We start from the raw sequence: 12,235 nt of genomic DNA, 5'->3' as shown, positions 1-12,235 counted from the left end.
CACTACCGCCGGCCGCACTCGGGGCCACATGGACGGCGGCGACGTCGCCGGTCTTGGCCCGGCCCGCCGACGAGACCCTCGCGTGGGCGGTGCGCGAGGAAATCACCAATGTCGTACGGCACAGCCGCGCCATGACCTGCTCGATCACCGTCTCACGGTCGAAGAGCGCCGTCCGGCTCGAACTGGTCAACGACAACGCGCCGCCACCCGGGCCGTACGGCAACGCGGTGACCGGTCTCACCGAGCGGGCGGCCCAGCTCGGCGGGACCGTGGAGACGCGACGCACCGGCGACGGCCGCTTCCACCTCGTCATGGAGTTGCCCACGTCCGATGTCGGGACACGCGCGGACGTGCCCGCGCCGTGACCCCGGTCCACGCGCTCAGGACGTCGTGACCCCCGGTCGTCAGGAGATGAGCGGGCCGTTGCTTCCGGGCAGGGCCGGGCCGATGGCGAGCAGCGCTCCCGGTTTGCGGCCGTGTCCCCAGCCGATCTGCCTCCGATAACTTCCCAGCGGCACGTCCGCCTCGTCGGGACGCTCCGGCAGTGGATGGGCCTGGGGCGCGACGAACAGGGCGTCCACCGGGCAGTACGCCTCGCACATGAAGCACGTCTGGCAGTCGGACTGCCGGGCGATGACCGGGATGCCGTCCTCGCCCCGCCGGAAGACGTCCGTCGGGCAGACCTCGACGCACTTGTCGCAGGCCACGCACCGCTCGCGGGAAACGATCTCGATCATGACGCCCTCTCCATCACGACGCCACCGCCACGGTCGCCGGGGCCTCCGGCGCGGTCCACACCTCGTCCAGGCCGCCGGTGAGGAGCCTGTGGTGCTGCGCCGGATCCTGGGAGGGGAAGTCCTCGCGCTTGTGCATGCCGCGCGTCTCGGTCCTCGCGAGGGCGGCGTTGTACATCCAGCGCGCGTGCGCCACCATCGCCGCGGCCGAGCGGGCCCTGATCACGTCGGCCCCGTCGGCGCGCAGCGACCGCCTGGCCTCGGCCCACACGCCGTCGAGGGCCGCCAGCGCGGGACGCAGCCGGTCGCCGTGCCGCAGATAGTTCTTGTCGTACGGCAGGACCTCCGCCTGGACCGCCGCGACGATCTCACGGTGGGTGTCCGCCGGGGACGTGCCGGTCGGCCGCAGTCCCGCGCCGCCCGCGCCCCTGACCGTACGGCTCGCCGCCCGGCCGCCGAGGGAGCGGGCGTGGCGGGCGGCCCCGACCCCGGCCCACGTACCGGACGACATGGCCCAGGCCGCGTTGTGGCTGCCGCCCCCGGTGAAGCCGCCGCAGATCGGCTCTCGTGTGGCCGCGTCCCCCGCGGCGTACAGGCCGGGCACTGAGGTCGAGCAGTCGTCGCCGGCGACGCGGACGCCGCCCGTGCCGCGCACGGTCCCCTCGGCGAGCAGCGTGATCGGGAAGAGCTGGGTGAAGGGGTCGACGCCGAGCCGGTCGAAGGTCAGGAAGAAGTTCGGCTGGGCCAGCCGCATCGCGGCCCTGGCGCCGGCGTCGGCCAGGTCGAGACGGCAGAAGACCCGCTCCTTCAGCAGGGCCCGCGCGATGACCGACCGGCTGTGCGACCCCGCGCCCTGAAGGACTGTCCCGTCCTCGTGGTAGAAGGTGGCGAAGGAGTAGAAGGCCGTCTTGGTGACCGAGGTGAACTCCGGCGCGATGGCGTAGGCGTTGGAGAACTCCATGCCCGACATCTCCGCGCCGGCCTCGGCCGCGTACAGCGCTCCGTCTCCGGTGTTACGTCGCAGCCCAGCGCCTTGCTCAGGAAGGCGCAGCCACCGGTGGCCAGCACCACGGCGCCCGCCCGGACCCGGTAGGGCTGGTCGTGCTGGCGGCGGTGGCCGGCGGCGCCCGCCACCGCGCCGTCGCCGTCGACGAGGAGCTCCGTCACGGGGCTGTGGTCGAGGATGCGCACCCCTGCCCGCCTGACCCGCAGGCGCATGCGGCGCATGTACTCGGGGCCCTGGAGACCGCGCCGGATCTGGCGGCCGTCCTCCCCGACGGGGAATGGGTAGCGGGCGAGAGTGGCCAGCTCGTTCATGTTGGCGTAGGTCTGGTCGAGCACCCGGGCCATCCAGCCCCGGTCGGCCAGGTAGCCGCCCAGGCCCTCACGGCTCGCCATGGCCTCCTCGCGGGCGGCGGGGTCCGGCTGGACGTACCAGACGCCGGTTCCCGCCGCCGCCGTGGCGCCGCTCGTCCCGAGGTACCCCTTGTCGGCGACGATCACGTCGGCCCCGGCCTCGGCCGCCTTGAGCGCCGCCCAGGCCGCCGCCGGGCCGCCGCCCGCCACGAACACATCGGCGATGAGATCCAGATCGGTCATGGTCCCTCCTCATCGCCATTTAACCCATAAAACCTACCTTTTTACAATGAATTGTCTCTTACCGGCCGAGGGGCTTGGCGAGCTTGACGATGACGACACGGCTCGACACGCCGCTGTCGATCAGTTTGCCGTTCGCGTCGAAGTCGCCGAGGCCGAAGTCGTTGTCGTTGGCGAGCGCGACGGTCCACGGGTCGACCACTGCGATGCCCTCGATCTTGCCCGGAAGCGAGGGGACCAGCGTGTTCGGCTCCAGGACCAGCGACTTGGCCGGGAGGGTGATCGCGGACAGGTCGGTCAGCGCCTCAAGGGACGGCGTGGTCGCCGGGGAGTCGAAGGGGCCGCCCAACAGGTTCGTCGCCTTGGACAGATCGATCTGGTAGATCCGGGCGACGTTGTCCGTGCGCTCGTCGACCAGCAGACGGCCGCGGCCGGCGTAGGCGAGCCCGGAGATCTTCATCTCGCTCTGGTCGCCGTTCACCTTCGGGTCGAAGGTCGTGACGGCCTCGAACTGGTAGGCGTACTCCCCGGTGACCTTGCGGCTGCGCAGGTCGAAGGTGAGGATGCGCCCGACGCGCGACTTCTTGGCGGTCTTCTTGTCCGGGTTGGCCAGCGGGCTCTGGACGGCCAGGAAGAGCGTGCGCTGGTCGGCGGAGATGGCCAGACCCTCGAAGCCCCGGTTCTGCTGGCGGCTCGCCAGGATCGCGGGCAGCGTGTCCTTGACCGGGTAGTCCGTGCCGGTCAGGTTGAGGCCGCCCGGCACGTATCGCTCCAGCACCCGGCCCTTCCGCGACACGTGCAGCAGCGACGGGCCGTACTCGTCCACCAGCCAGAAGTCGCCCTCGCGGGTGCGCACGAGATCCTCGGTGTCCAGCCCGTCCGGGTTGTACGGCAGGGCGGTAAGCCCGTCCCACGTGTAGGGGGTCTCGTCGTGGCCCGCCTGGTCGGGCAGGCCGGTCACGCCCTTGCCCGACGTGCCGACGATCGGCAGGTACTTCTTGATCTTGGCCGTGCCGTGCTTGAGGGCGACCTTGACGATGGCCGGGTCGAACTCCGGCACCGGGAAGGTGCGGCGCTTCTCCCCGTTCACCGTGGGCTGGCCGTTCGGCCCACGGTCGGTGAACAGCCAGAACTCGCCCGGCTCTTCGGCGGGGAACAGGCCGCTGCCGACGCCGCCCAGCCTGATGCCGTGGTCGTCGGCGATGCCGGGCTGCACCTGCTTCAGCGCGGGAGCGGGGAGGGTCACGTCGGAGACGACGGCGGGCCCCTGGGCGGGGGCCGCGGCAGCCGTACCGGGGACCGAGAGAGCGACTGCCGCGGCGAGCACCAGACCGGCGGAGACGGGACGTAGCACCTTGGAACCTTTCAGACGATGGACAGCGCCCGAAAGTAGTGAACGCGAACGTCTCCGCGGTGACGATCAGATGAACCCGGAGTGGCCTACACGTCAGTGATCCGGACCCCGGCGTGCGCCTTGTAGCGGCGGTTGATGGAGATCAGGTTGGCGGTCAGCGCCTCGACCTGGTGGGCGTTGCGGAGCCGCCCCGCGTAGACGCCCCGGGCTCCCGGGATGCGCGCCGCGAGCGCCTGCACGGTGTCGGTGGCCTCCCGGTCGTCCCCGAGCACGAGCACGTCCAGGTCGATCTTCTCCACCGCCCGGTCGAGCAGGAGCACGGCCGACACGTGGTGGAAGGCCGCCACGACCCGGCTGCCCGGCAGCACTGCCGCCGCCTGCTGCGCCGCGCTCCCCTCCTCGACCGGCAGCGCGTAGGCGCCCTGCTTGTCGAAGCCGAGCGGGTTCACGCAGTCCACGACGATCTTCCCGTCGAGCTGCTCGCGCAGCGACTCCAGCAGTGCCTTGTGCCCCTCCCACGGCACCGCGACGATCACGATGTCCGCCTCGGCGGCGACGGCGGCGTTCTCCGCCCCGCGGACGCCGATGGTGTCCGCCGCCTCCCGCGCGCGTTCGGCGCTGCGGGAGCCGATCAGCACCGGGTGCCCTGCCTGGGCGAACCGGTGGGCCAGTCCTTTGCCCTGGTCTCCCGTTCCACCCAGGATGCCGATGGACAGCGTGGTGACGTCGGGAAGGTCGTTGTGCTCAGCCATGGGACAGATGATGCCAGCCCGCCCCGGTTGACGGTCCCCCGGGGCGGGGCGGTACCTCAGCAGTTGGTGAGCGCCGGAAGGCCGAGCACCCGGTTGGCCAGCCAGCCGACGGCCAGCGGGCCACCCTCCACGGCGCCGAGGACGTGGCTCCCCGCCGGGAGGCCCTTCCACAGCACCTTCACCCCGCGAGCGCAGTATTCGTCGCGCAGCGTCCTGTCCACGCCGTACGGGATGATCTCGTCGCCCTTGGCGTGGTAGAGGAACAGCGGCACCCTCGGGGAGGCCGCGCCGAGACGGTTCTCCCGGAGCCGCGCCTGCCAGTCGGGCCGGTGCATGACGTCGGTGGTCGTGAGGTCGCTCAGGTGCCGTCCCGCTAGCTTGGACCTCAGCTCGGCCACGCAGTCGTCACGCGCGTCGTCGAAGAGGGCCGCCCCCTCCGGCGTGAGGTAGCTGTTCAGCCTGAGCTCCGGATAGGCCGCGTCCAGCCCGACGCCGGCCGCGGCGGCCAGTCCGAAGTCGTCCGTGCCGTCGAGATGGTCGGCCACCGCCTGGAGGTCGGCCGGCACCCCGCCCGCCGCGACTCCCTTCAGTCGCAGCTCGGGAGCGTACGACGGCTGGAGCTGCGCGGCCCACGCCGCCGAGGAGCCGCCCTGGGAGTAGCCCATGACCACGACGGGGGCGTCCCCGGACAGCTTCGCCTCCGGCAGCCTGATCGCCGCCCTGATCGCGTCGAGTACGGCATGACCCTGCGAGATCCCGGCCATGTAGGTGTGGTCGCCCGGCGTCCCGAGGCCCTCGTAGTCGGTGACGGCGACGGCCCAGCCCTTGAGCAGCATCAGGCTCACGAACGCCAGCTCGGCCTCGGTGCCGTTCGCCATGGCGGCCGAGGGGGCGCACTGGTCCCCCATCCCGTGGGTTCCCACGGCGTAGCCGGCGATCGGGCGCCTGCCGAGCGGATAGGGGGAGTTGGGGACGAGCAGGGTGCCCGAGACGACGTTGGACGCGCCGGTCGCCGAGGTGGACCGGTAGAGGATGTGCCAGGTCTTCACCGGCACCTCCAGGAGCTTCCCGGGCGCCAGGTAGACGGTGGTGGGCCGGGCCTCGACGACGTCGCCGGCCGAAGTGGATCGCGCGGTGCCGCCCAGCGCGGGCAGCAGTAGGAGAGCCCCGACCGTGGACAGGATCATGGACATGGTGGCACGAACGCGATGGTTCATTGAGCCGCCCTCCGGCTATTGGATCAGTTTCCAACAACGGCGCCGTGGGCAGATCGTTACCTGGAGGTAACCTCGTGTCAAGAACCCAATTGCCGCGACCTCACCGTGCCTTGTCAGGCACCATGACCACATGGACGCTGCGTCGGTGAGCCTGCTCCGCGAGGTGCTCGCGTCGACCGGCTGGGTCGAGCGCACCCGCGAGCTCGGCCTGGCCCTCCGGACCACCCGCTCCTCGGGCGGGCTGCTCGTCGTCGGCACGCCCCAGGACGAGCCCTGGCACGTCACCGCCCACCTGGCCGACGAGGCGAGGCTGTCGGGCCTGTCCCAGCTCTCCCCCACACTCCTGCGCTGGGCGCCTCCCGAGAACGCGCCGCCGCATCTGCGCGTGGGGCTCGACCGCCTCAAGGAGACCCGCCGCGGGGAGACCCTCTTCGTCGTGGCGGAGCAGCGGGCGCCCGTGCCGCTCCTGGAGCGCGTGGACGACGCCCGCCGTACCGGCGCCACGATCCTCGCCCTCGACGGCGGCGACCCTGAGCTGGAGTCGCTGGCGCACGACGCGATAGCCGTACCGTCCGACGATGGGCCGGTGAGCTTCGACGTGGCGCAGCACCTCGTGAGCACGGCGGCCGGGGAGGTCCGGCGGCTCCGCCTGCGGGAGCGCCTCGCCCGGCTCGCCGAGCGCGTGACCGGCCCCCGTGTCCCCGACTAGAGCGCCGGCCATCCAACCATCGCCGTGATCATGCAGGGTTTCCCGGGAAGCCAGGCGACGTGGAGCCTCCCGCGTCGTGATCATGCGGGGTTTCCCGGGAAGCCCGGGGACGTGAAGCTTCCCGCGTCGTGATCACGCAGTGATTCCGCCGCACGCCGTCTGATCAGCGCCGACACTCGTTGTGATCATGCAGCGTGTCTGTCCGTCAGGCGCATCCTCGTCATGCATGATCACGATACCCAAAGCGCCAGGTGGGACGGCGCGTACGGGAACATGTGCATGATCACATGGCAGGTGCGCGGAGGAGACGATCAGGCGGAGACCTCCGGGGAACGGCTCAGCTCGCCGACTCTCCTGGCGACCCCGTCCGCGGCCTCCCTGAGCACCTCGATCACGACGGCCTGCACGGGGTCCGGCTCCCCCGACGTCGTACGGCTCACGCGGGTCAGCGCCTCGATCCGGCGGGATCCGACGCCGCGGATGCCGGTCACCACCACCTCGCCCGGCGGCACGTCGAGAAGGGCCAGGGAAGGCACGATGGCCACCCCGTGACCGGCCGACACGAGCCCGAGCACGGGCGGGAACTCGGCGATCACATGCACCCGGCGCGGCGCGAATCCCTGGAGCTGGGCCAGCCGCTCCAGCGCCTGGCCGCACGCCTGGTCGGGCACGCCCGCCACCCAGGGCAGGTCTACCAGGTCGTTTACTGTGCAGGGAATGTCCGCCCAGGCCGGTGGGGCGACGATGCGATATTCGTCGTCGTACAGCGGATGCCGCGACATCGACGGCAGCGAGGAGGCCGGCTGGCTCATGTCCCGCTCGGTCACGACCAGGTCGACGCCGCCCAGGCGGAGCTCCTGCACGGCCGACGGTCCGAACAGCTCGCGGATGACCGGCGTGATCCGCGGATGCCGTGCGGCGAGCTCGCGAAGCCCGGGCACGAGGAGGTGGCGGATCACCGTGGGGAACGCCGCGATCGTGACCGGGCCGGACAGCCGCTCGGTGAAGCGGTTGAGCTCTTGCCGGGCCTCGACGAGCTGCTCCTCGATCCGCTCGGCGTAGGCCGCGAGCACCCGCCCGGCCGGAGTCAGCGTGACACGGCGCTGCGACCGGTCGACGAGCGCCAGGCCGACCTCCCGCTCCAGCTGCGCGAGCTGCTGGGAGACCGCGGACGGCGTAAGGTGCAGCGCCTCGGCGGCCTTCATGACTCCACCCCTGCGAAAGACCTCGTGCAGAACCCGCAGCCGCCGGGGGTCGATCTCCATACAGGACAGCTTACGCGACGCTTAAGATTTCTTCACTTGCGCTTCAGTCGGGACCGGCGGGATCATTGAGGCATGAACAGCCTTCCCGGTAGCGAGTGACCCCAAATGTCCACATTTGTCACCATCATTGGCACCTTCGGGGCCATGGCCCTGCTGTACGGCTACGCGATGGTATCGGCCGGGAAGATGTCCGGAAACGGGCTGCCGTACCAGCTTCTGAACTTCGGCGGAGCCGCCACGCTGATGGTCAACAGCGCCTACCACGCGGCGTGGCCGTCCGCGATCCTCAACATGGTGTGGAGCGGCATCGGCGTCGTGACCGTCGGCCGGTTCGTAGCGCGGCGGGCGGCCGGCCGGCGGCACGCCGGGGCGACCGAACCCGTCAACGGCCCGGACGCCGGACCAACAGCCAAGCCGGATGCCGTACACACCGCCGGCTCCGCCACCGAACCCGCCGCCGGACCGGACTCCGCACCTGTCATGACGGGCGCGGGACGAGGACCGGCTTAAGGGAGGGCCTGGACACCGCTGGAGCGGGCCCGGGCGGAGCGGCCACACGGGACGACCGAACCGAGGGACCGCTGAAGCCAGCGGCCTGAAAGGTCACCCAAGGACCGCAACAGGCGCATGATCACGTCTGGCGTTCGCGCAGGTCGTCCTCGGTTTCCGGAACCTGTGCATGATCACGTCTTGTGGTCGCCCACGTCGTCCCGTGTCGCCGGGAACCTGTGCATGATCACGCGGGAGGGGTGGGGGCGGGCCGCTGGCCGGACTGCCGGACTGCCGGACTGCCGGACCAACGGTCAGTCGTCGTCCCACTTCTTGTCCTGCTCCCGCCAGGCCTTGTTCCGCTCGGCCGCGGTCTGCAGGGCGTTGGCCGCCGCCTCCTCCGTCTCGTAGGGGCCGAGCCGGTCCTTGTTGGGGCAGCCCTTCTCGGGCTCGACGCGCATGTGCTTGAGGCAGAACCACCATTGATCGCTCACGCCGCTAATCCTGCCCCGTGAAAGCCCAACTAGACTTGTCGGCATGACGACGCTGCTCCGGCCCGGGCGAATCTCGCCCACCCGCAAGGTCCCCGCCAACATCGAGCGCCCGGAGTATGTGGGGAAGGCCGAACCGAAGAAGGGCGGCAGCGACGTCCAGACCCCGGAGACCATCGAGAAGATGCGGATCGCGGGCCGGATCGCCGCCCAGGCCCTCGAGGAGGTCGGCAGGCACGTCGCCCCCGGCGTGACCACCGACGAGCTCGACCGGATAGGCCACGAGTTCCTCTGCGACCACGGCGCCTACCCGTCCACGCTCGGCTACCGCGGCTATCCGAAGTCGCTGTGCACCTCGATCAACGAGGTGATCTGCCACGGCATCCCCGACGACACGGTTCTGAACGACGGCGACATCGTCAACGTGGACATCACCGCCTACATCGGCGGCGTGCACGGGGACACGGACGCGACCTACCTCGTGGGAGACGTCGACGAGGAGTCCCGCCTGCTGGTCGAGCGGACCCACGAGGCCACTATGCGGGCCATCAAGGCGGTCGCCCCCGGACGGCAGCTCAACATCGTCGGCCGGGTGATCGAAGCGTACGCCAAGCGTTTCGGCTACGGCGTGGTCCGTGACTTCACCGGCCACGGCATCGGGGCGTCGTTCCATTCCGGCCTGATCGTCCCGCATTACGACGACCCGTCGCTTTCGGTCACCCTGGTGCCGGGCATGACGTTCACGATTGAGCCGATGCTCACGCTCGGGACGATCGAATACGAGATCTGGCCGGACCACTGGACCGCGGTGACCAAGGACCGCAAGCGGACCGCCCAGTTCGAGCACACGGTGCTGGTGACCGACTCGGGTCACGAGATCCTCACACTCCCCTGACCCTCACCCCCCGCCGTGATCATGCACGGAGTCCCGGCCGAGCGCCTCGACCTGCCACTCGCCAGTTCGTGATCATGCACGAGTTCCCGGCCATACGGCTGGACCTGCCATCCAGCGGTTGCCGATCACGCATTGGATTCCCGGTGCGTCTCCCCCGGCTACGGCCGAAACGGTCCCCGCGGGTCAGGCCGGGATGACGCCGGTGATCGTGGTGCCGCCCCCGGGGACGCTGTTGATCCTGAGCGTGCCGCCCACCTCGGCGAAATGGGCGCGCATGGCGGCCAGCCCCTTGCCGGCGATCCTGCTGGGCCTGTCCAGCTCGAACCCCGCGCCGTCGTCGCTCACCGTGAGCCGCAGGCCGCTCCGGCCGAGCGTCACCGCGATGGAGACGTGCGTGGCGCCGCTGTGCCGTTCGACGTTGGTCAGCGCCTCGGCGACCGTCGCGAACACGGCCTGGGCGAGGCGCCTGGGCACGGTTTCGGCGGGCAGCGCCCAGGTCTCCACCACGATGCCGGACCTCTCGGTCCAGTCAGCGAGGTAGTCCTCCAGTGCCTGGGTGAGGCCCTCGCCTTTGCGAAGGCGAACTTCCTCGGACAATCCCCACCCTCCTGACCCGCCGCACGGGCCCGCCCGCTTGGGATGCCGCGTCTCCATTGAGTGATTCCCGTTCTCGGACTCGCCACGCTACCCCCGGGGGTGGCGTGGTAATCACCGTGGACGAGATGGGCCTGGGTCTCTACTCGGCGGCCGCGTCCCGCTTGTTCAGCTTGGCGAGGTAGTCGTTGTAGGCATCCAGCTCGGCGTCACCGGTGCCCCCGGTCTTCGCCGCCGCGGCGTCCGCGCGGCGGTCGGCGCGGCGGGCGGCCCGGTCGTCGTCACGCCACCACTGGATGGCGAGCGCGAGCAGCACGATCAGCGTCGGGATCTCACCGAAGGCCCAGGCGATCCCACCACCGGTCTGCTGGTCGGACACCGAGGACGCCCCCCACGTACGGCCGAGCTGGTCGTACCACCTCGACGCGAGGACCGTGCCCATGCTCATCAGCGCCAGCCCGAAGAACGCGTGGAACGGCATGGTGACCAGGAGCAGCAGCAGGCGACCGACGTAGGGCAGCCGCTGCGGCCCCGGATCGACCCCGATGATCACATAGAAGAACAGGCAGCCGCTGAGGAGGAAGTGCAGCGTCATCGCGATGTGCCCGAGATGCTCCTCCATGGCGGACGCGAACAGCGGCGTGAAGTAGAGGGCGTACGTCGAGGTGACGAAGATCGCCGTGGCGATGGCGGGGTGGGCGATGAACTTCGCGGCCCGGCTGTGCAGGATCACCGTGATCCACTCGCGCGGCCCCCGGTCACCCCGCCGGGCGGCGGGCTTCAGCGCGCGCAGCGCGAGGGTGATCGGCGCGCCCAGCACCAGGAAGATCGGGACAAGCATGGAAAGGACCATGTGCTCGGTCATGTGCACGCTGAACAGCACCGGGGCGTAGCGGGCCACGCCGCTCTGGGTGGCCAGCACCAGGATGACCACGCCGAGGAACCAGTTGACGGTGCGGCCCCACGGCCACTTGTCGCCGCGGCGCCTGAGCCGCACGACCCCCGCGGCGTACAGCCCGGCCAGCGTCGCCGCGATGACGGCGAAGAACAGGTCGAACCACCACAGGGTCAGCAGGTTGGCCAGCGAGACCGGGGGCGGGACCAGGTAGCCGAGCAGCTCGAAAGCACGGTCCGGCGGCACCTTGACCGCCGGCGGGGCGGTCCGCGCCAGGGCCACGGCGAGGCCGACGGTGGCCGCCATGAGCGCGATCTCGCCGAGGGCGAGGCGGAGGAACGCGTGCGGCTCGCCCTCGGCCAGCCGCGGCACCGTCCTTCCGCGATGCCGGTACCCGACCACGCCGAGCACGACGAAGGCGGCGGTCTTGGCCAGCAGCATCAGCCCGTAGGCCGAGGTGAACAGGGCGCTGACGGACGCGAGCCGCGCCAGCACGCTGGCGACGCCGGACAGTCCGACGCCCACGAAGCACCAGAGCGCCATCGTGGAGAACCGGGCCGCGGCGACGTCGAGCTGGCGCTCTCCGCGCAGGGCATGGACGCAGAGCACTCCGAGGCCACCCACCCACAGCGCCAGGAAGACCAGGTGGAAGGCGACCGACGTGGTGGCGAGGCCATGGTTGGGTGACGTGGAGGTGTGCCCGGTCAGGGCGGGCGGCAGCAGGGTCGCGAGCGCGAAGACCAGGAGCCCGCCGGCCGCTCCGACGGTGATCGCGCCGCGGGCGAACAGCGCGATGGCGACACCGAACAGGACGACGAGCGTGAGCGCGATGCCCTGCGGAATCTGGCTGGCGTAGCTCGTCAGGTAGTTGCCGCCCAGGATCTCGCCGACCGGCAGGCCGAGCGCCTCCGACAGGCTGAAGATCAGCGAGGAGCCGGCCGCGACGGCCCAGACCAGCGCGGTCCACGAGGCGGCCTTGACGTAGCCCAGGGCGGGCTTGCCCAGCAGGCCCTTGTCACTGGGCAGGAAGACGGCGGCGAACGCCAGCAGGCCCACGGTCAGCACGCCCGAGACGTCCACGGCGAGCTTGGAGAAGGGCAGCGCCCAGCGGGTGAGCATGCCCTCGTCGGGCAGGCCGGGAATGATCCGCGGAGTGGCGGCGCCTCCGGCGACCATCCCGATCACTAAGGCTCCCGCCGCCGCGCAGAGCGCGGCCACAGTCAGGCGCAGCGTCCTGTTCACGG

Annotated in this window: 14 protein-coding genes; 4 read left to right on the top strand and 10 right to left on the bottom strand. The window is 70.9% G+C overall.

All coding sequences use genetic code 11. The features are described from left to right. Positions 1-53: 53 nt before the first annotated feature. A complete protein-coding gene (locus N5079_RS07315) occupies positions 54-365 on the top strand; it encodes a hypothetical protein (RefSeq protein WP_261582808.1) in 312 nt (103 codons plus the stop codon). Positions 366-404: 39 nt separating this feature from the next. On the opposite strand, the gene N5079_RS07310 is transcribed toward N5079_RS07315, so the two are convergent. The 6 genes from N5079_RS07310 to N5079_RS07285 all read right to left on the bottom strand — a co-directional run bounded on the left by N5079_RS07310 (position 405) and on the right by N5079_RS07285 (position 5,653). Then, positions 405-737 (bottom strand): ferredoxin family protein, encoded by a 333-nt coding sequence (locus N5079_RS07310; RefSeq protein WP_261582807.1) that lies wholly within the window; start codon positions 735-737, stop codon positions 405-407. 13 nt (positions 738-750) lie between these two features. Further along, complete coding sequence (locus N5079_RS07305; RefSeq protein WP_261582963.1) at positions 751-1,245, bottom strand: hypothetical protein; 495 nt, start codon at positions 1,243-1,245, stop codon at positions 751-753. A gap of 296 nt (positions 1,246-1,541) precedes the next feature. Beyond that, entirely contained in the window at positions 1,542-2,333 is a 792-nt protein-coding gene (locus tag N5079_RS07300; protein WP_261582806.1) for an FAD-binding protein, read from the bottom strand. Between the two features lie 58 nt (positions 2,334-2,391). Further along, entirely contained in the window at positions 2,392-3,684 is a 1,293-nt protein-coding gene (locus tag N5079_RS07295; protein ID WP_261582805.1) for an esterase-like activity of phytase family protein, read from the bottom strand. Positions 3,685-3,770: 86 nt separating this feature from the next. After that, positions 3,771-4,436 carry an NADPH-dependent F420 reductase gene (npdG, locus tag N5079_RS07290; RefSeq protein ID WP_261582804.1) on the bottom strand — a complete coding sequence of 222 codons (666 nt, stop codon included), beginning with the start codon at positions 4,434-4,436 and terminating at the stop codon, positions 3,771-3,773. A 56-nt stretch (positions 4,437-4,492) separates the two neighbouring features. Further along, on the bottom strand, positions 4,493-5,653 hold the full coding sequence (locus N5079_RS07285) for a lipase family protein (RefSeq protein ID WP_261582803.1): 1,161 nt from the start codon (positions 5,651-5,653) through the stop codon (positions 4,493-4,495). A 130-nt stretch (positions 5,654-5,783) separates the two neighbouring features. Between N5079_RS07285 and N5079_RS07280 the strand changes: the two genes are divergently transcribed. Then, positions 5,784-6,362, top strand: a complete 579-nt coding sequence (locus N5079_RS07280; RefSeq protein WP_261582802.1) for a hypothetical protein — start codon at positions 5,784-5,786, stop codon at positions 6,360-6,362. A gap of 311 nt (positions 6,363-6,673) precedes the next feature. On the opposite strand, the gene N5079_RS07275 is transcribed toward N5079_RS07280, so the two are convergent. Continuing rightward, complete coding sequence (locus N5079_RS07275; protein ID WP_261582801.1) at positions 6,674-7,627, bottom strand: LysR family transcriptional regulator; 954 nt, start codon at positions 7,625-7,627, stop codon at positions 6,674-6,676. Between the two features lie 105 nt (positions 7,628-7,732). On the opposite strand from N5079_RS07275, the gene N5079_RS07270 reads away from it, so the two are divergent. Further along, positions 7,733-8,137 carry a CBU_0592 family membrane protein gene (locus tag N5079_RS07270; protein WP_261582800.1) on the top strand — a complete coding sequence of 135 codons (405 nt, stop codon included), beginning with the start codon at positions 7,733-7,735 and terminating at the stop codon, positions 8,135-8,137. 293 nt (positions 8,138-8,430) lie between these two features. Here N5079_RS07270 and N5079_RS07265 read toward each other — a convergent pair whose 3' ends face one another. After that, positions 8,431-8,610, bottom strand: coding sequence for a hypothetical protein (locus N5079_RS07265; protein ID WP_261582799.1), 180 nt, complete (start codon positions 8,608-8,610; stop codon positions 8,431-8,433). 43 nt (positions 8,611-8,653) lie between these two features. Between N5079_RS07265 and map the strand changes: the two genes are divergently transcribed. Continuing rightward, a complete protein-coding gene (map, locus tag N5079_RS07260; RefSeq protein ID WP_261582798.1) occupies positions 8,654-9,502 on the top strand; it encodes a type I methionyl aminopeptidase in 849 nt (282 codons plus the stop codon). A gap of 183 nt (positions 9,503-9,685) precedes the next feature. On the opposite strand, the gene N5079_RS07255 is transcribed toward map, so the two are convergent. Together N5079_RS07255 and N5079_RS07250 are read right to left on the bottom strand one after the other, a co-directional pair. Further along, positions 9,686-10,099 carry a sensor histidine kinase gene (locus tag N5079_RS07255; protein ID WP_261582797.1) on the bottom strand — a complete coding sequence of 138 codons (414 nt, stop codon included), beginning with the start codon at positions 10,097-10,099 and terminating at the stop codon, positions 9,686-9,688. A 139-nt stretch (positions 10,100-10,238) separates the two neighbouring features. Beyond that, on the bottom strand, positions 10,239-12,233 hold the full coding sequence (locus tag N5079_RS07250; RefSeq protein WP_261582796.1) for a bifunctional copper resistance protein CopD/cytochrome c oxidase assembly protein: 1,995 nt from the start codon (positions 12,231-12,233) through the stop codon (positions 10,239-10,241). Positions 12,234-12,235 lie beyond the last annotated feature (2 nt).

It is taken from the genome of Planotetraspora sp. A-T 1434, assembly GCF_025420585.1.
In the GTDB taxonomy this organism is placed as follows: Bacteria; Actinomycetota; Actinomycetes; order Streptosporangiales; family Streptosporangiaceae; genus JAOEGB01.
Note: the sequence above shows the minus strand (reverse complement) of the source record. Positions and strands in the feature narration are given on the sequence as shown.

Bases quoted from the DNA above. Each gene is read 5' to 3' on its own strand.
- N5079_RS07310 (WP_261582807.1), bottom strand. From the start codon at position 737: ATGATCGAGATCGTTTCCCGCGAGCGGTGCGTGGCCTGCGACAAGTGC.
- N5079_RS07305 (WP_261582963.1), bottom strand. From the start codon at position 1,245: ATGTCGTCCGGTACGTGGGCCGGGGTCGGGGCCGCCCGCCACGCCCGC.
- N5079_RS07300 (WP_261582806.1), bottom strand. From the start codon at position 2,333: ATGACCGATCTGGATCTCATCGCCGATGTGTTCGTGGCGGGCGGCGGC.
- npdG (WP_261582804.1), bottom strand. From the start codon at position 4,436: ATGGCTGAGCACAACGACCTTCCCGACGTCACCACGCTGTCCATCGGC.
- N5079_RS07285 (WP_261582803.1), bottom strand. From the start codon at position 5,653: ATGAACCATCGCGTTCGTGCCACCATGTCCATGATCCTGTCCACGGTC.
- N5079_RS07280 (WP_261582802.1), top strand. From the start codon at position 5,784: ATGGACGCTGCGTCGGTGAGCCTGCTCCGCGAGGTGCTCGCGTCGACC.
- N5079_RS07275 (WP_261582801.1), bottom strand. From the start codon at position 7,627: ATGGAGATCGACCCCCGGCGGCTGCGGGTTCTGCACGAGGTCTTTCGC.
- N5079_RS07270 (WP_261582800.1), top strand. From the start codon at position 7,733: ATGTCCACATTTGTCACCATCATTGGCACCTTCGGGGCCATGGCCCTG.
- map (WP_261582798.1), top strand. From the start codon at position 8,654: ATGACGACGCTGCTCCGGCCCGGGCGAATCTCGCCCACCCGCAAGGTC.